Origin of the sequence: Paenibacillus harenae DSM 16969 (assembly GCF_000422465.1) — a bacterium.
Classification (GTDB): Bacteria; Bacillota; Bacilli; order Paenibacillales; family Paenibacillaceae; genus Pristimantibacillus; species Pristimantibacillus harenae.
In genome coordinates this window covers 374,548-392,705 of sequence record NZ_KE383844.1, presented here as the reverse complement: position 1 = coordinate 392,705, position 18,158 = coordinate 374,548, and the positions used below count along the sequence as shown (strand labels likewise).

Below are 18,158 nucleotides of genomic sequence, written 5' to 3'. Positions count from 1 at the left end.
TGTAGCCTTTCCAGCAACTAGGATTTGATATGCTCCGATTTGCGTGCTATCCTGTATATTTACAGTAAATTTACAAACTGCGAATATTCAACGATTAGCGCGTGAAAGGAGCGAACAATTTGAGATTTGAACCTAGCGGGGACCGCCGGTCTCCGACTGTCGTTATTTTTATATTCATCATGTTAAAAATGGCCCTTTTCCGACACTTCGTCTTCCATGGCATTCAGGCGGATAAGTTATTGGCCGATGCGGCTGCCGTCATCGTCTTGTTGGCCGTTGTCGAGCTGGTCATCCCGGCCAGATGGAAAGGTACGGCGCTTGGCGCGCTGAATGCGGTCCTATCGCTGCTGCTATTCGCTTCAACGTTATATTTCAGCTACTACGGAACTCTCCCGACCTATACGGCGCTGAGCGGACTCGACCAGGTGCTGCAAATTAGGGACAGCGTCGGCTCGACGATTCAAGCCGTTAATTATTTGTTCTTTCTCGATCTTGCCATTCTGTTTATCATTTATGTCGTTAACAAAATAAGAGGCGTCCGGCATGACGGAGCGAAGCGGATCCTCAGGCCGAAAATCCTTGTTGCCCTTGCCGTTGTATGTGCGGTGACCTCGGGCATGCTCATCCGGTCCGGCATCGGGATTCCGAACGAAATCGTGCAGGCCGAGAGCCTCGGCGTTCTGAATTACCAGATCGCGGCCGCAATCAAAGCGGGCGAGGATCAGAAAGAGGCGATGAACGGCAGCGTCGAGGAAACCGCGGCGGCGGCGGCCGGCCTGCAGGATGGTTATCCATATCAAGACGCGGGCACGGCGGTCGCGGGAACACCGGATTATTTCGGCGCGGCGAAGGGGAAGAATGTGATCGTCGTTCAGTTGGAAGCCTTTCAGACCTTTCCGATTCATTTGAAGCTGGACGGAAAGGAAGTTACGCCTGTGCTGAATAAGCTGGCTGGCGAAAGCTTCTATTTCCCGCATGTCTTCCAACAGATCGGTCAGGGCAATACGTCGGACGCCGAATTTATGTCGAACACCTCGATATATCCGACCGGGGCGGTCGCAATGTCTACCGGCTACGGCGACAGGGTGATTCCCAGCCTGCCAAGGCTGCTTCAGCAGGAGCAGTACGTATCGAACACGTTTCATATAAACGACGTAACGTTCTGGGACCGCAACCGGTTGTATCCGGCGCTTGGTTTCGACAAGTATTATGATAAGCCCAGCTTCCATAACGATCATTTCAACTCGTTCGGCGCATCCGATGAGGAGCTGTACCGGGTAAGCCTGGAGAAGCTGAAGGAGCACCAAGCGCAGGACAAGCCCTTCTACGTGCAAATCGTGACGACTTCAAGCCATCACCCGTTCAAAGTGCCGCAGGACCGGCAGCACATCGCGGTGCCTGAAGGCTTGAAGGGAACGCAGCTCGGCGACTATATCATGTCGGTCAATTATACCGATTACGCGCTTGGCCTTTTTATAGAAGAACTTAAAGCAAGCGGTCTGTGGGAGAATACGATGCTCGTCGTATACGGCGACCACGCGGGCCTGCAGTCCAAGGATACGGACGCGGAGTGGGCCAGCTCCCAGCTCGGGATCAAGTATGATGATCTCGTCAGCCGATTCAACATTCCGCTGTTCATTCATGTTCCAGGCACGAAGGGCAAGGCGGTAGATCAAGTAGGCGGCCAAGTCGATATTATGCCAACCGTTTCCAACCTGCTCGGCATCTCGCTGATGGAGAAAAATTATACGGCCTTCGGCCAGGATTTGCTCAATATCGAGCGGAATGTGATTGGGATGCGGTATTATTTGCCGACAGGCTCCTTTTTCAACAACGAGATATTATTCGTACCCGGCAAAGGGTTCGAAGACGGCAAGGCCATCGATATCCGGACGATGGAGCCCGTAACCGACTTCAGCGCTTATCGCGCCGACTATGATTACATTCTCGAGCTGATGCAGCTCTCGGACGATTATGTCCGGCTGCTGCCGAAGCGGGCGCCGCAATAATAACAGGAACGCCGCCGGTCCAACTTGGACCGGCGGCGTTCTTTATAAATTCTTGGAATTTATAAGTTTTACACTTATATGCGCTTAGAATTCTCTGCGATACCGTTTTTCGATAAGCTTGCTTCATGAGTTTCTTCAGAAAATACGGAGTAAACGGTCGGCGTCCTCTGACAAGGACGCCGACAGTCGTTTCTGCTTGTATGCCAGAATAGAGGAGTTGGAACGGCTTTGGTGAAATAGTTAACAGGTAAAATATGGAGTGAAGTTGAACAAAGATGCTGGAAAGGGCGGATGCGCATGAGCGAGCCGGTAATGAATGTCGGTACAGCTGGGGAAGTAGAGATTTTGACGCTGGGCGAGATGAAATTTGTAGGGTTTCCGGTAAACGTCTCCTTCAAAGATGGTGATTTCAGCAAAATAGGGAGAACGAAGCAGCTGTTCATGGAACGGAAGAGCGAGATCCGGCATGCGGTTGATCCGGAAACGTACTGGGCGCCATGGTACAACTGTGAAGTCATGTTCACGTATTTCTACTGCTTGCAGGTTAGCGGGCTTGCGGATATTCCGGAAGGAATGATGGGCTTCGCGATTCCGGAGTCCAGATATGCGGCTGTCCGATATGAAGGACCTCATCCGTGGGAGCCAAGCCCGTATGCCCTGCTTGCGGAGTTCAGGGAAGCTAACCGGATTTCCGCCAAAGAGAACGGTATGGTGCTGGAAAAGTATCGATTCGATGACGACTGTAAGCCGGGCGAGCATATTTCCATCGATGTCCTGGGGCCGATCGTTTAACAGAAAAAAATTTCAATGCGCTGTAAGGATTCTCCTTCGCCCGGCATCTAAGTATAAGACACGAAGCGTTTACCATACATACTGCACTCAGGGGTGAATCTGTGTATAGGCAAGAGCTGATTCCGCATTCCGCTTCATCAGAACCGAATAACGAGCCGGTCGTGACTATGAAGGACGAACAGCTGGTTGGTCACGCACGATCGGGCAACCGGGAAGCGTTCGGCGAATTGGTGCGCCGTCACCGTGAACGGGCTTTAGGCTGGGCTTCCTCCATCACCCAGGAGGGTCATTTGGCGGAGGACATCGTGCAGGAGGCGCTCATCTCCGCATTTCTGCGGATCGAAACCTTGATGGAGCCGGGGAGATTCAAATATTGGCTGCAGCGGATTGTACACAACCAGGCCTTGATGAAAATTCGCCGGGGAGGCCCTAATGGGAAAGAGAGCTCCTTTTCCGTTCTGGAAGCCAAGCTCGCCGTATGTCCCAACGAAGTCGAAGGCTCCGATTTGGACCGCTTGTTATTTCGGATGACAGCCCGGTTGGACGAGGAAAGATACGCTCATCAAGACCCTCAGGTTCAATTCATGCGCAAGGACCTGTATGTCGGCCTCTTTCAGCTGCTTCGATGCCTCACGGCCAAAGAACGCGCGATTTTCGAGGCGCATGTGTTCCGCCAGCTGTCGCCGGGGGAAATTGCGGAAGCGCTTGGCGTATCGCTGGGCTCCGTGTATACATCGATCTCCCGTTCACGTTCGAAGGTGCAAAGGGAACGGATTCGTGTCTATTTTCAAGGCTATGCGCAAGAGAAGAAAAAATCCGGCGGATGCACCCGCCGCATTCTTGCGCCGCCGATACCAATGGGAGGAGATGTTCTTTTATGACCAATCGTTCTTGGGAAAAAACGTTTACCGCCGCAGCGCAATCGATTTATGCCACCCTGCAATACACGGATAAAAAGGATTTATACACGCTCGTTGATGTCATGGGTCTGACGGGCCATGCGTTCCGCATGAACATCCATCCTAACGATGTAAGCCCTGCCGGACCGACGATGTTCTCGCCGACCGAGCTGCTGGAGAATGGGCTGGGGATTCTTGGCTTTACCTGCGAGCAGCTGCACGGATTTCGAACGCCGGCCCCTCCTGAGAAGCTTGAGGAAGCCGTTAAATTCGCTCAAGAAACGATCGACCGGGGAATACCGGCAATCGGGTGGAGCTTGTTTATTCCGGAATTCGGGGTGATATACGGCTATGACGACGAGAAGCAGGAGCTTTACTGCAAAGATCCGTCGCATGAGGGCCCGCTGCCATATTCGAAATTAAACGAGCTGCCGCTCAACTTCGTCTTCATGCTGCGTATCCGTGAATCGGTTCCGGTCGATCCGCTGCAAGCCTGGAAAACGTCTCTGGAGAAAATTGTGCAATTCGCCCGTGAAGAAGCACCGACCTTATCCGGAGAATACAGGCACGGATTAGCCGGCTACGACGCATGGATGCAAGCCTTCCGCAGTCGTACGGTAAATCCGTTCGGCAACGCCTATAACGCGGAGGTCGCCTTGGACGCCCGGGAATACGCCGCGCAATTTTTAAGGTCGCTGCCCTCAAAATGGTCTGGTCGGACGGAGATGGAACGGAAAACGAGTGAATGGGCCAAGGAAGCGGCGGAGCATTATGAAGAGGTTGCGGAGACGTTCCGCGTGTTCCAACAGTTGTTCCCTCATCCGCACGGGGGCGAGCCGAACGATCCGGCGAATGCCGAAGAAGCGGTTCGTTTGCTGGAGCGGGCGAAAGAGAGCGAAGCGTCAGGCGTCGCCGTACTGGAACGGATGTATAAGGAGCTTTTAGCGGAACCGGTCTCGGGTTGAAGAGGAGAATCTATTTGTTTACGGGAAAAGCGCGGATAGCGAAAACAACGTTGATAAGCGGGAGGTGTTCATTGTGACAAAAGCACTCGTCTTGGGCGGTACAAGGTTTTTTGGCAAAAGGCTGGTTGAACGGCTGATCGGGGAACAGGCCGATGTGACGATCGTTACGAGGGGGAATACGCCGGATTCGTTCGGCAGTTCGGTCAGACGGCTCCAAGCGGATCGGACCGACCCGGCGGCGCTTGGCAGCGTGCTCGGCTCCGCAGAGTTTGACGTTGTGTACGATAACATTTGCTACACGCCGCAGGAGGCGGAGGAGGCGGTTAAGCTGTTTACCGGCCGTATCGGCAAATATATTGTAACTTCGTCGCTAAGCGTCTATCCTTTCGGTGAACGCCGGCTGCAGGAGAGCGATTTTGACCCTTACACCTATCCGATTCCCGGGAATCGGGCTAAAGCGGATTATGCGGAAGGCAAGCGGCTTGTGGAAGCGGTTATTTTTCAAAAAGCGCCGTTCCCGGCAGCGGCGGTACGGTTTCCCATCGTGCTGGGCGATGACGATTACACGCGGAGACTGCATTTTCACGTTGAACATGTAAGGCAAGGACAACCGCTCGGCGTGCCGAACCCGGATGCGCAAATGTCGTTCATTCATGCGGGCGAAGCGGCGTCTTTCCTGGCCTGGCTCGGCCGATCCCCGCTGGAAGGACCGGTTAACGCCTGTTCGAAGGGAGAGGTTACACCGGTGCAAATCATTGCGCTAATCGAACAAGCGGCAGGTAGGCAGGCTAATCTGCTTCGCGAGACGGAAGCAGCCCATATGTCGCCGTTCGGCATTCCCGAGCCATGGTATATGGACACGGCCAAAGCGGATGCGGCGGGCTTCCCGTTCCAGCCGTTGGACGAATGGCTGCCGAAATTGATCCGGGAGATTGCCGCCGAACCTCTTGGATAATAGCTATCGTAGGCAATTAGATGAACAATCCATCCGTGAACGAGAAGACGTTCCGCCGCATTTCCTATTCAGAAAATGTTTGCCATGCCGCGCATAAGCCGAATCCGTTCGGGGTATCGTAATCACAATTTCCCTGATGCAGGAGGAAACGATAATGAACAGAAGAAAATGGTTGCTATGGACTGCAGTCATTGTACTGGCGGCCATGCTGTCGGCTTGCGGCGGCAATAATGCGAATAATGGTAATGTAACAAATGGCGCGAACGAAACGAATGGCGCTAATGGAACAAACGGAACAGATGGAACAAACGGAAATACGCAACCCGACAACGGCGGAAATGCAGTCAGCGCGGCAGAAGCGGAGTCCTTGTATTCGCAGAACTGCGTAAGCTGCCATGCGGTTGACCTGTCGGGTGGCGGGGGACCGGACTTAAGGAAGGTCGGTTCAGAAATGTCCGCTGAAGAGATTCATGCGCAAATCAGCAACGGCGGCAGCGGTATGCCCGCTTATAAAGGACAGTTGGCGGAAGAGCAGATCGCAGCGCTGACGGAGTGGCTGGCCGGCCACAAATAACAGGCATGGCGGACTCGGGCATCGCAGCTCTTCGTATAATTAGAACATTCTATTATGGCGTGATGAGGTCAACCGGAAGCTACCGGGTGGCCTTATTTTTGTTGTTGGGGATATGCACATAAGCAGCTAGTAAGGGGCGATTGTCAGACTTGGCCGTCAGGTATACAATGTGTAAGGGAAAATGATTCACATCAGTTATCGCAAGGAGAGTGCAACAGCTTGTCATCCGGTGTTATCGCTTCAGCTTCTCATTATTCTAAATTTCGATTAATCACCTTGCTTCTGGTGGTCGTCGTCGCGGGTATGAGCCAGGGCCTGCTGCTGCCGCTGCTGTCGATTATGTTGGAGGATTCCGGCGTAACGGCGGATATGAACGGCATAAATTCGGCTGCCATGTATATTGGAATCTTCTGCATGATGTTTTTCGTAGAAAAGCCGGTTATCCGTTTCGGTTACAAAAAAGTTATTCTGGCAGGCATCACGCTGGTCACAGTTGCCAGTCTGCTCTTTCCGTTCACCCAGTCGCTTGCGGCATGGTTCGTATTGCGCCTGCTTGTCGGCGTGGGCGACAGCTCGCTTCACTTTGCGACCCAGCTGTGGATCGTAAGCTCCAGTCCGGCGGACCGGCGGGGCAAATATATTTCCTTGTACGGCATGGCCTACGGACTCGGCTTCAGCTTAGGACCGCTTGGCATTAATTTGCTGCCGTTCGGAAAACCGGTTCCGTTCCTGGTATCCTGTCTGTTCTTCGTCATGGTGCTGCTTCTCGTGCTCCGGATGAAAAATGAGATGCCCGAACGGGCAGCGAAGGACGCAGCGGCGGGGAATCGTTTCGTGGCCACCTATCGCGCGGCTTGGTTCGTACTCATCCCGGGCTTCCTGTACGGGTTGATGGAAGCTTCCATGAACAGCAGCTTCCCGCTGTACGCCCTGCGCATCGAGCTGAGCCAGCATTGGATTTCCCTTCTGCTGCTGGCCTTCGGCGCAGGGAGTCTGGTTCTGCAGCTGCCGCTTGGCATATGGAGCGACCGCATCGGACGAAAGCCGGTGCTGGTCGCATGCGGCATCGTCGGCTCGCTGGCTTTCTTCGCGATCCCTGCCGCAGGGGGCAGCGTTTGGCTGCTATTTGTCTTATTCGTCATAGCCGGGGGCGTGGTCGGATCGTTCTACTCGCTCGGCCTTGCGTATGCGGCGGATATTTTGCCCCGGGCGATCCTGCCGGCGGCGAATGTCATCGCTTCGATCCACTTCAGCATCGGAAGCATTATGGGCCCGACGCTAGGCGGCTACGGCATCCGTTATGTGTCCGTACACAGCGTCTTCTTGTTCTTAGGCGCCTCATTCCTTGCCTTCGCTTTGCTCGGCTTCGGATTCCGTCCGAAAGGTCAAGCGGCGGCGACAGCGGTAGAGGCTTAGGGTTGTGCCCTCAGCCTTGTTGATTTGTTGAAATAACACAGGGTTATGTGAAACCATACGAGGGGGAACCAATATGAAGACAAACCGGGTCATCTTATTTCAAGGAGATTCCATTACGGACGGCGCAAGGGGGCGGAGTGACGATCCGAATCATATTCTTGGGCACAGCTACGCCTATTTGATCGGGGCGAAGCTCGGCTATGAATGGGCGGAGCATAAGCCTGTTTTCTATAACCGCGGCATTAGCGGGGACCGGGCATCGGATCTGTATGCGCGCTGGAATGAGGATGCGATCAGCCTGAAGCCTGATATGATCAGTATTTTGATCGGCGTCAATGACGCCTGGAGAACGATGAACGGAGAGCCGAGCGGCGTCACCGACCGGTTCGGGCGCGCTTACCGGCATGTGCTGGAGGAGACGCGCGAGGTGCTGCCGGATACGAAGCTGGTGCTGTGCGAGCCATTTATTCTAAATACCGGCGCGCCTGCAGTCAATTGGGCTGCATGGTCCGAGAAGCTGTCAGCGTATCAGCGGACCGTCCGCGATTTGGCGGAGGAATTCGGAGCCGTATTCGTGCCGATGCAAGAGGCGCTGAACGAAGCTTGCAAGCGCGCAGATGCGTCCTACTGGCTGTGGGACGGCGTGCATCCGACGGCTGCCGGCCATGAATGGATAGCCAGGCAGTGGCTGGACACGGTCTTAGGCGATCCGTCGGCTGCTAAGGCTGAATAAAAGATTGTGATGGTCTTTTCTTGAAGTGATTTCATCCAACAATGCGGGCGGAGCTGCTTAACTGTTGCAATTACTTTTAAATTTGCTGCGGAAGTTATTTTTTGATCTATGTTTGTTTAAGGATCTGAGTCCTTAGAATGGATCTCCCTAACGGCGTCAAGTATACTTGACATGATGGTACTTGAGAGGAGTTGTATGCGATGGACGCCATGCATCAACAGCTGAAGCGAATGGAGCAGGAGGAGCAGGAGCTTCGCTTCCGCGCTTTTACGAACGATACGGCGCTAAAGCTTGGTTTGATGGTCGTAGATGAGGCTAGACAAAGAGACAAACGGGTAACGGTCGATATTACGAGGGAAGGGCACCGGCTGTTTCTTCACGCCATGGAAGGCATGTCGCCGGAGAACGAGGACTGGATTCGCCGCAAAAACAATGTAGCCAACCGCTTCGGCGCCAGCTCCTGGCATGCGGCTTGCCGGCTCCGCAGTGAAGGCACGACGATGGAAGAGAAATACGGCCTCCCGCTAAAGGATTATGTAGGAGCGGGCGGTGCGTTCCCGCTGTTCGTTGAAGGCCGGGGTCAGATCGGGACGGTTACCGTTTCGGGCCTGCCGGACCAGGAGGATCACGATCTTCTCGTGTCGGCGCTGCGGCGTTTCTTGGCCGGGGAGCAGGCTTGAGCTGCTTGAGCTCTTGTACATAAGCATGGAATAGAAGGCGGTACTGCAGCTGTAGTCCGTCTTTCTCTATGCGTACTTATAAGCCAGGAGGGAAATCTTCCTCTATCTAGGTTGTTTAGTTGCTGTAGATGCGAATAGTGGGGGCTTTCCTCAAATCAGGCAGTATTGTCAATTCTGATAGATTCCAATAAATGTATAGGTTTAAGCTATAATGGAATCTGTGCAGGATAGGAGCCGCATTTAGCGAATAAGAGGAGCTATACTGGATTTCATCCAACTCGGCTCATGCAAACTGCTGCAACGTACCCAAAATCATACAGGGGAGGAACGGCAATGACGGTCTATGAGAAACCAAGCCTAAACGAAGAGGCGGTACAGCGGCTGCTGCATGAATTGTACGGCAAGCAGGCGACGGGAATTACACCTGTCAGCGGAGGTAACCTGAGCAGCGTTTATTTCTTTGAGCTGGGCGCCAAAGCTTTCGTCATACGGTTCAGCGACTTGGAAGGGGCCTATGATCGAGAGCGTTTTGTGTCTAATCTTCTTGCTTCGCAAGGTGTGCCTTACCCGAGAGTTCTGAGTGACGGGACGTACGGGAGTCTGACCTATTCGATTTCAGAACGGCTCGCAGGCGGCATGCTGGCTGATCTGCCGGATGAGCAGAAAGGGAATCTGCTGCCCGGTCTGATCCGAGTCATCTCGCGAATGAACCAGGTGGACGTTAGCGCAACGAAAGGCTTTGGCTGGCTGGACGCGGACGGTAACGGGAAATACGATAGCTGGCAGCAGTATGTCACCGACTTTTATAAGGAAGATCAGGCAGGGACCTTCTGGGAAAATTGGACGGAGCTCTTTCGCACGACCTTTCTTGAAAAGGATGTGTTCGAGGAATGTTATGCCCGGCTGTTGGAATTTTCCCCTTATAACGCGCCGCATCGGCATTTTGTCCATAATGATTGCCATGCATGGAACCTGCTGACGGACGGCCTCGCCATTACGGGAATTATTGATGCTAACAGCGCATACGGCGATTATTTTGTAGATTTGTCGATTGTTGAAACCGCGATACCGGGTCAAGATGTCATAAAGGCGTTCAGAGACGATCAGGAGCGTAAGGGTATTCTGGCGGCGGATTTCAAGGAAAGATTGCTCGGGGCCAGGTATTACAAGGGATTGGACGCGCTGCGTTTTTACGCGAAGATGGGCTGGAAGGACGCTTACGAACACACTCGCAACCATCTGCTGAGTCTCATTTAACGGGAAGGAAGAATGTAAATAAATCGGGTCCGTTCTCGATAGGCTTGTGAAAAAAAACGATCCGGAGGCTATAATGGTACGAATTGAAGAGGGAGGAATGCATGATGGAATGGAACTACTATAATACGTTCATAACGGTTTCGCCGGATTGTCCGGCTGAATTCGGCACGGTGCCGCCGGACAAGAAGGGCGGCCGGACGAAGCCGAGCCTGGAGTATGAGCTGGCTGCGGGCCAGCCGTATGGCTACACGCAGGAAGAGCTGATGTACGAGGTCCACGTTCGCCATAAAGGATATTCCGCCGAAGAGCTTGCAGAGAACGGAGCGGAGATTCGGAAGGTATTTTTCTCGAAGCCTACGGCTTGCCTCCGGGCCTCTATGCTGCCGAAGAAATACGGCTGGGGCATTCACTTCAACGAGAAGGGCAAAATGGCGCTCATCCCTAGAGAGTCCGAAGCCTATCATCGCTTCGAGGCAGGAGAGGATGGAGAGCTGAAGGTCGTGGCCGGGATGAGGAGCAGCAAGAAATAGCGAAGCCGGAATCAAGGTCATACCATTGGTATCCGCATCATCGGGATAGGCACTTAATGCCCATAAAACCCGTGCAAAGCTACACGACCAAATATGTGAACGGTAATATTTCTGAACGCTGCGGTTGAAGCCTCCCGGGTCGGCGAAGCATGCAGAGGCTTCGCCGTTGTGGCGGCGGTGATCCGTAAGCTGACCGATCAGACGAGGCAAGCGGCGGAACAGGTAACGGAGCTGGTGGAGGAATGTGGGTCCCCGAATAGGCGCCAACACGGCGATGCGGGGACGGCCTTATGCGCTCACCCCGTCAGGATGACCGGACCGTCCGCCGTGATGGCGATCGTATGCTCATACTGCGCCGACAGCTCGCCGTCGACCGTCCGCGCCGTCCAGTCGTCAGCCTCGACGAACATCTGCGGGGCGCCGGCGTTGATCATCGGCTCGATCGTCAGCACCATTCCCTCCTTGAGCCGGAATCCATGGTCGGGCTTTCCCACGTGGGGGTAGTTCGGCTCCTCATGCATGCTCCGGCCGACGCCGTGACCGAGCAGATCGCGCACGACCGAGTAGCCGTTCTTCTCCGCATGAGTCTGCACCGCGTGCATGACGTCGCCGATCCGATTCCCGACGACCGCCTTGTCGATGCCGATCGACATGCACTCTCGCGCGACCCGCATCAGCCGCTTCGCGCTTTCGGACACGTCGCCTACGGCGTAGCTCCACGCCGAATCGCCGACCCAGCCGCCAAACTCGGCGACGACGTCGATCGTGACGATGTCGCCGCTCGCGAGCGGCACGCGGCTGGGGAAGCCGTGTGCGATCACGTCGTTGACCGAGGCGCATGTGGCGTAGGGGAACCCCTTGTATCCCTTTGTCGGGGACGAGCCGCCCATACTGCGGATGAACCGCTCGACGGCGTCGTTGATCGCCAGCGTCGTCACCCCCGGGCGGATCATCGCCGACACCTGTTTGTGGCACGCGGCGACGAGCGCGCCCGCTTTGCGCATCTCGGCGATCTCGGACGCAGATTTCAATTGCACCATTGGTCAGATCTCCTTCCTGTCTTCATGGTCGATTCCGACCGTCCCGGCGAACCAGACGTCCACCGCTTCGTCGATGTCGATCTCCATATGCCGGTGATGGATATACAGTCCGGCGCAGCCGATCAGCGACCCGATGACCATATTGGCCCGCTTCTCCGGGTACGGGAGGCCGCCTCCCTCTCGCAACAGCGCCGCGACCGGCTGGTACAGCTCCTGCCGGAACCGGTCGTACAACCCGGGGAAGCGATCGCTCGGCATGTGATGAAAATTTTCCGCAACCATCTTATATAAGATATATACGGACGGCTGATCCAGCCATAGGCGAAGCAAATGTTTCAGGCCGCGTCGCAGCCGGCCGAGCGGCGCACCGTCTTGGTCGAACGCCGCATCCGTCGCCGCCCGCGCCTGCTCGAACGCATGCCAGAGCATGTCGTGCAGCAGTTCGTGCTTGTTACGGTAATAATGGTATACCGTGCCGTAGCCGAGCCCGGCCCGCGCGGCGACGTCGCGGATCTCCAGCATAACGCCTTTGGCCAAGTAGACGTCGGCGGCCGCGGCGAGTATTTGGCGAATGCGCGCGGCGCGAATCTCATCGTTTTGCTCCTTGGTGCGTGGTGTCATGTCGCATTTCGCTCCTGTCTGTTTATTTTTGACCTTCTTGCATGTCGATATAAAGAGTATACGCAAATGAAACCGCACAATGCAAGACCTAGTCAACGCGCTGCTGATAATATTTATCGCCAACGTTGAATCGCAAAAGAGCACTTCCGCGGAGCTGCTGCATACCGAAGTGTGATTTGTACGGGCTTGCAGAGCTTCATTAGTCATAAGCCTTGCCATGGCGGATGAACAGCCATACGCCGAATAGAATCAAGGCGCCTGCGCCCAGCTGGTAGGCGGTCAGCACTTCTTTGAGCAGCGCCCAGGCAAGCAAGGAAGAGATGACCGGCTCGCCAAGCACCGACATCGATACGGCAGCCGCGCTCATATGCTTGAGCAGCCAGTTAAATAAGTAATGGCCGAACAGCGTCGGAACGATGGCAAGCAGCAGGAAGAGGCCCCATTCCTTCGCGCCGTAGCCGGTGAATGGGGTTCCGCGCAGTCCGTTGTAGGCCGCCAGAGCCACGGCCGCGATGAGAAAGACCCAGAAGCTGTAAGCGAAGGCGCTCATGTCGCTGCGAAGCTGCTTGCCGATCAGCATATGAACGGCGACGGCCGCTGCGCCCAGAAAAGATAAAATATCGCCGAGCAGCGCCTCCCTGGAGAGGCTGAAATCACCTGAGCCAATGACGATGGAGCCGATCATCGCGATGCCCATGCCCCACAGCATCATCCGGTTCGCCTTCGTGCGGAACAGCCAGTAGGAGCCCAGCATAACGAGCACCGGCTCCAGCGTCAATATAACGGTGGAGCTGGCCACCGTCGTTAGCCGCAGCGAAGCCATCCAGAGCAGAAAATGCAGGCCCAACATAATTCCCGAAGCGGTCAGCAAGCGCCATTGCCGTCCCGTGAAACGGAACATTTCCGCACGATGCCTCCATACGAGCGGCAGCATGAGCAGATTGGTCAGGAAGAGGCGGTACATGGCGATGACGGCGACATCGGCGCTGGACCAGCGGACGAAGATCGACGAGAACGATATGGCAATAATGCCGACAATATAGAGCAGCTCGTAGGCCGGCATTGATTTGGTATTTATATTCATAGCGGATGCTTGTCCTAGCCTATCTGCCCGGATGATTTTTTTTCTGCGGCCTTCTCCGTTTCCGCCTCAAAATACTGCTGAAGCTCGGCAACCTTTCGCACATCCTCGAATGTAGCTTTCCCCTCCAAATACTTCTCGGCGAAGATTTCCCACTTCGGTACCTGCTTCTGCGCCTTCATCGAGCGGATCGCGTTCTTCACCATCCTGCGTTCTTTCGCATTGGTGAAGCTGTCTTTGAACTGCTGCTTAAGGTCGAAGTCAAGCACCCCGTAAATTTTGCGGAACACTTCCGCGGTCATGCGGGCATCATCCAGCGCGCGGTGCGCCGTGCCTTCGGCCGTTATTTCCAGATCGAGCAGCGCGGCTTCGACGCTTACGTCGTTCGTGACATTTTTATACCGGATATACCCCTTCAACAGGTCAAAATAGTCCGCGGCGAGCCAGAAGCCGTCATCCAGCTTGTGCATCCTCGTATCGAATACGATCCGCTTCAAATCCTCGCCGCCCCATGTAATGAGCATGAAGGACTCGCTGCGGCTCAGCCAAGCGATGAAGTCGGCAATAACCTTGGGAAACCGGCCGGCCCGGTCGATGTCTTCCTGCGGGATCCCGGTTTTTTTCTTAATAAAGCTGTTCAGCTTGGAGAAGTACACCGGCTTGATCAAGGAGGAGAACTCATCCGTTTGCTCTAGTGCGCTATTTAAACGAACGGCGCCGATTTCAATAACCTCCATCGGCAGCTCGCTCGCAAACTTTCGTCCGTTGAACTCAATGTCCAGTACAATGTAATCCAATATCGTAACCTCCGTGTGTTGGCATGTATTTACCATTCTATCAGAAAAACCGGTCAAGCAGTGATTTTGTCCAATCAAATGGTGTATTTGGCGGCTTTTTGGATGTATAAAGTACAGTCAAAGCGGGGCGGATGGAGCGGATTGAAATTTTGACTAGGCAAACTGCATGCGATTGGAGCGGAGATAGCCTAGGTAGTGCCAAAAGCGTCGAATACAGATAGCGCCGATATAATAAAAAGCGGGGAAATGATTTCTCATATCCCCGCACTCCTTCGTATTGCAAGTGAACCTATTCCAATAAAAGTTCCATGTCCTTGGCATACATCTCTTCGGGAAGAGCGATATATCCAACCTCTTCCGCAAGCGTTGGCGCCTGTTCAATGTAATAATTCACGAATTCATATACTTCCATGTCTAACAAATGGTCTTTGCTTACGTAAATATACAGCGGTCTTGAGAGAGGGGCGTAGGTCCCGTCATTAATCGTTGTTTCATTAGGCAGAATCGGTCCTTTGCCGTTGTCGATCGGAACCAGCTTTAACCGGTCTTTATTTTCTTCATAATAAGCGAATCCGAAATAACCGATCGCGTATTTATCTCCAGCAATGCCCTGAACGAGCGCATTGTCGTCTTCGCTGAATGAGATTTGAGTATCATTACGGATGGCTTTGACTTCGCCATTAATGACCTCCGTAAAATAATCGAATGTACCGGAGTCGGTGCCGGGTGAGAACATGACTATTTTTTCCTTCGGCCAATCAGCGCGGACATCGTTCCAGGTTACGGCTTTGCTGCCGGACTGGAAGATCGCTTTTAATTCATCAACCGTAAGTTTGTCTACAAAATCATTTTCTTTATTCACAAGCACAGACAAGCCGTCATAAGCAACCGCCAGCTCGATATAATCAATGACATTGCTCTCGCATAATGTCTTTTCTTCGTCTTTAATGACGCGTGATGCGTTGTTGATGGCTGTTTCGCCTGCGCAGAATCGTTTGAAACCGCCGCCGGTTCCCGAGACGCCTACCGGCACTCTCACGCCGGAGTTCATCTTTCCGAATTCCTCCGCAACGGCTTCTGTGATTGGGAAGACCGTACTGGAGCCGTCGATTTCGATCATACCGGCGAGCAGCATTTGAGCTTCACCGCCATCGGCCAAGGCATTCTCGGATTCAGATCCGGTTTCTTCCTCCGTTATTTCGTTTCCACTCCCGTTATCCGTTGGATCCTGGCTATTCCCGCAAGCCGCCAAGAATAGAAGAAGAACAACTATAAGAATAACTAAACCATTTTTTCTTAATTCCAAAATCCTGCAACTCCCTATAATCATGATTGTAAGTTAACGAAAAGCACCCTGCTTCCCATTTAAATAAGAAAGCAGGGCTCTTCACTTCTATTTAATGAAATTATTTCACTCTCTTTAATTGTGATTGGTACCATTTGGATGAAAGAGCGATGTAACCTACTTCTGTAGCCAATTTACCGGCATTTTGCAAGTAGAATTTCGTGAATTCCTTTACTTCAGGACGAGCTATTTCCTTCTTATTCACATAGATGAACAATGGTCTGGAAAGAGGCGCATAAGTTCCATTCGCGATCGTCTTTGGCGTTGGCGTAATAGCTCCTTTGCCGGCGTCAACCGGGACAAGCTTCAGCTTTTTCTTGTTCTCTTCATAGTAAGCAAATCCGAAATAGCCGATAGCATTTTTGTCGTTAGCAATACCTTGCACAAGCACGTTGTCGTCTTCGCTGAACGTGATTTGTTTATCATTGCGGCTGGATTGCGCTTTCTTGTTAATCGCTTCCGTGAAGTAATCGAATGTACCGGAATCCGAACCAGGGGAGTAAATTTTAATGGCTTCATCCGGCCATGCGCTATTTACGTCTTTCCAGGTTTTAACTGTGCTGTCTGCTTTGAAAATGGCATGTAATTGCTCAACAGTCAAAGATTTTACCCAAGTGTTCTTAGGGTTGACCAGAACGGATAGTCCGTCATAAGCAACGGCAAACTCTAAATAAGAAATCCCTTTATCTTTACAAGCTTTTTTCTCGGAATCTTTAATCGGTCTGGAAGCGTTGCTGATGGCGGTTTCGCCAGCACAGAAGCGCTTGAATCCTCCGCCTGTACCCGATACGCCGACTGGAACCCGCACGTTCGTGTGCAATTTACCGAATTCTTCTGCAACCGCTTCTGTAATCGGGAATACGGTACTGGAGCCGTCGATATCGATCGTTCCTTTTAAAGATGAAGCCGCTTGTCCGACTGATGTGAACAAAAGGCTTGCTACTCCTGCAATCAGAAGCGTTTTACCCATCCATTTTTTCAACAAAGTCATGCACTCCCTATTCTTCTATTATTATTAAGCTGCCGGTGCCGGTGCCGCTTCTTCTACGACAACCAGTTTGTACATATTTTGAACAAGCTCAATTTGCCCGCCCATTACGGTTTCAATAAAATCCGCAGAAACATAGATGCGGCCTTCAACCAGCTTCATATTATCTTCAAAAAAGATTTGTGAACCGATGTAAAGCGCCGATTTCTCAGCAACATCGACAAGAACGTTTTTATCTTCTTCAGGGAAATCGATGTGAATCGTTTTGGATTCATGATCCCATTCGATGATTGCGCCTAGATCTTCGAACACTTTTCGTAAAGGAACCATCGCTGTACTTTCGACGATACCGTCCGTCATTACGGTTTCAACTGCGGAAGCAGTTGGAACTGTCGGAGCAGCAAGCGCCGTGCTTACGGAAGAAAGCAATAAAACCGCACCAATAAGAATTGCAATTTTCTTCTTCATCGTACATCCTACTTTCGAATAGTTTGTTGGTGTCCGTTATAGGCATATAGGCATAAGACCGAACTCCCTTGTCTAAATTTTAGGTAACAATTGTAAAACGGGTATTTTGCAATTGTTTTCAGACCGTTAATTAATTCCAAAGAGAATGTAAAGAACATGAGGAGCTGCAACCTTTTTTGACGCGTGACCGTCCTAAGGGTAGGACATAACAACTAGATGAAGAGGTGGACGACCATGAAGAAACGTTGGAGTGCCGCAATGGCAGCTGCCGTAGTGCTATTATCCGCATCCATTGTAACTCGGGCTTTCGCGGCCGATGTTTTTACGGATATCGCAAACGTGGACAATAAAGCTCAAATTAAGGCGCTGCAGGAGAAAGGGATCGTAAGAGGAGTGAGTGCTGCGACGTTTAATCCGGAGGATCAATTAACCGCAGCGCAAGGGATTTCATTGATTGTGCGGACGACGCAGATCAGCCTTGCGGCTATCGATTTTATGCGTGCGCCGGTTGCGGCAGATTATTATACGAAGGTAGCCAATGACGCCTGGTATGCGGAGGACTTCATCATCGCCCATTATAACGGTCTGGACATTCCGGCGGAGATCGACCCGAAAGCGCCGCTGACCAAGGAACAGTTCGTTCATTATCTGGTGCAGGCCGTTGAGCTGACGGGCCAGTATCCGCTAGTTAAGATGCTCATCCCCGTCACGGACGAGCAGGACATCAACGCCGCCTACCAAGGCACGATTCAGCGGTCGCTGCTGTATAAAATCGCATCGCTGGATGAAGAGGGTAACTTTGATCCGGCCCGCATCCTGACGAGAGCGGAAGCCGCCTCCATACTGTACGAAGCGGTAACCTTTATTGAGGCGCATAAGGACGATGCCGTCATGGAGCCTGAGCCGGAAGCGTAATACGGTGAAGTTAAGTTGATGCTTTCGCTCGTTTCGTGCCGGCCGCCCATTCTTGTAGACTGACCGATCGAATGGATTCCATGTCGATTTAGC

The 18,158-nt window shown here is 52.9% G+C and carries 19 protein-coding genes and 1 pseudogene; 13 read left to right on the top strand and 7 right to left on the bottom strand.

Annotated elements, in window-relative coordinates; genetic code table 11:
• Window positions 1-119 precede the first annotated feature (119 nt).
• The 12 genes and pseudogenes from H581_RS0125825 to H581_RS39770 all read left to right on the top strand — a co-directional run.
• The gene (locus H581_RS0125825; protein WP_028612520.1) at window positions 120-2,009 is read left to right on the top strand and encodes a sulfatase-like hydrolase/transferase; all 1,890 of its coding nucleotides are present in this window, start codon (window positions 120-122) and stop codon (window positions 2,007-2,009) included.
• 297 nt (window positions 2,010-2,306) lie between these two features.
• Window positions 2,307-2,801, top strand: a complete 495-nt coding sequence (locus H581_RS35410) for a GyrI-like domain-containing protein (protein WP_051251376.1) — start codon at window positions 2,307-2,309, stop codon at window positions 2,799-2,801.
• A gap of 101 nt (window positions 2,802-2,902) precedes the next feature.
• On the top strand, window positions 2,903-3,682 hold the full coding sequence (locus H581_RS35405) for an RNA polymerase sigma factor (protein ID WP_051251375.1): 780 nt from the start codon (window positions 2,903-2,905) through the stop codon (window positions 3,680-3,682).
• Window positions 3,679-4,665, top strand: coding sequence for a hypothetical protein (locus H581_RS35400; RefSeq protein WP_051251374.1), 987 nt, complete (start codon window positions 3,679-3,681; stop codon window positions 4,663-4,665). Before H581_RS35405 ends, H581_RS35400 begins: the two co-directional genes overlap by 4 nt.
• 73 nt (window positions 4,666-4,738) lie before the next feature.
• Window positions 4,739-5,620, top strand: coding sequence for an NAD-dependent epimerase/dehydratase family protein (locus H581_RS0125805; protein WP_028612519.1), 882 nt, complete (start codon window positions 4,739-4,741; stop codon window positions 5,618-5,620).
• Window positions 5,621-5,774: 154 nt separating this feature from the next.
• Window positions 5,775-6,194, top strand: a complete 420-nt coding sequence (locus H581_RS0125800; RefSeq protein WP_028612518.1) for a c-type cytochrome — start codon at window positions 5,775-5,777, stop codon at window positions 6,192-6,194.
• Window positions 6,195-6,413: 219 nt separating this feature from the next.
• A complete protein-coding gene (locus tag H581_RS0125795) occupies window positions 6,414-7,610 on the top strand; it encodes an MFS transporter (protein ID WP_281169571.1) in 1,197 nt (398 codons plus the stop codon).
• Between the two features lie 73 nt (window positions 7,611-7,683).
• Window positions 7,684-8,343: an SGNH/GDSL hydrolase family protein gene (locus tag H581_RS0125790; RefSeq protein ID WP_028612516.1), complete on the top strand. Its 660-nt coding sequence runs from the start codon at window positions 7,684-7,686 to the stop codon at window positions 8,341-8,343.
• A gap of 200 nt (window positions 8,344-8,543) precedes the next feature.
• Window positions 8,544-9,023, top strand: a complete 480-nt coding sequence (locus H581_RS0125785) for a heme-degrading domain-containing protein (RefSeq protein WP_028612515.1) — start codon at window positions 8,544-8,546, stop codon at window positions 9,021-9,023.
• A gap of 333 nt (window positions 9,024-9,356) precedes the next feature.
• Entirely contained in the window at window positions 9,357-10,280 is a 924-nt protein-coding gene (locus H581_RS0125780; protein WP_028612514.1) for a phosphotransferase family protein, read from the top strand.
• Window positions 10,281-10,381: 101 nt separating this feature from the next.
• A complete protein-coding gene (locus H581_RS0125775; RefSeq protein ID WP_245600153.1) occupies window positions 10,382-10,810 on the top strand; it encodes a DUF6157 family protein in 429 nt (142 codons plus the stop codon).
• 105 nt (window positions 10,811-10,915) lie between these two features.
• A pseudogene (locus H581_RS39770) lies at window positions 10,916-11,044 on the top strand (methyl-accepting chemotaxis protein); the annotation flags it as partial.
• Between the two features lie 62 nt (window positions 11,045-11,106).
• On the opposite strand, the gene map reads toward H581_RS39770, so the two are convergent.
• The 7 genes from map to H581_RS0125735 form a co-directional block, all read right to left on the bottom strand.
• Window positions 11,107-11,850, bottom strand: coding sequence for a type I methionyl aminopeptidase (gene map / locus H581_RS0125770; RefSeq protein ID WP_028612512.1), 744 nt, complete (start codon window positions 11,848-11,850; stop codon window positions 11,107-11,109).
• A 3-nt stretch (window positions 11,851-11,853) separates the two neighbouring features.
• Window positions 11,854-12,471, bottom strand: a complete 618-nt coding sequence (locus H581_RS0125765) for a TetR/AcrR family transcriptional regulator (RefSeq protein WP_028612511.1) — start codon at window positions 12,469-12,471, stop codon at window positions 11,854-11,856.
• Between the two features lie 199 nt (window positions 12,472-12,670).
• A complete protein-coding gene (locus tag H581_RS0125755; protein ID WP_028612510.1) occupies window positions 12,671-13,555 on the bottom strand; it encodes a DMT family transporter in 885 nt (294 codons plus the stop codon).
• A 14-nt stretch (window positions 13,556-13,569) separates the two neighbouring features.
• Window positions 13,570-14,349 (bottom strand): 3'-5' exonuclease, encoded by a 780-nt coding sequence (locus tag H581_RS0125750; RefSeq protein ID WP_028612509.1) that lies wholly within the window; start codon window positions 14,347-14,349, stop codon window positions 13,570-13,572.
• A 289-nt stretch (window positions 14,350-14,638) separates the two neighbouring features.
• Entirely contained in the window at window positions 14,639-15,655 is a 1,017-nt protein-coding gene (locus tag H581_RS0125745; RefSeq protein ID WP_342663452.1) for a PstS family phosphate ABC transporter substrate-binding protein, read from the bottom strand.
• A 100-nt stretch (window positions 15,656-15,755) separates the two neighbouring features.
• On the bottom strand, window positions 15,756-16,676 hold the full coding sequence (locus H581_RS0125740) for a PstS family phosphate ABC transporter substrate-binding protein (RefSeq protein WP_245600175.1): 921 nt from the start codon (window positions 16,674-16,676) through the stop codon (window positions 15,756-15,758).
• Window positions 16,677-16,709: 33 nt separating this feature from the next.
• Window positions 16,710-17,150 (bottom strand): copper amine oxidase N-terminal domain-containing protein, encoded by a 441-nt coding sequence (locus H581_RS0125735; RefSeq protein ID WP_028612506.1) that lies wholly within the window; start codon window positions 17,148-17,150, stop codon window positions 16,710-16,712.
• A gap of 234 nt (window positions 17,151-17,384) precedes the next feature.
• Between H581_RS0125735 and H581_RS0125730 the strand changes: the two genes are divergently transcribed.
• Window positions 17,385-18,065: an S-layer homology domain-containing protein gene (locus H581_RS0125730; protein ID WP_028612505.1), complete on the top strand. Its 681-nt coding sequence runs from the start codon at window positions 17,385-17,387 to the stop codon at window positions 18,063-18,065.
• The last annotated feature ends 93 nt before the right edge of the window (window positions 18,066-18,158 follow it).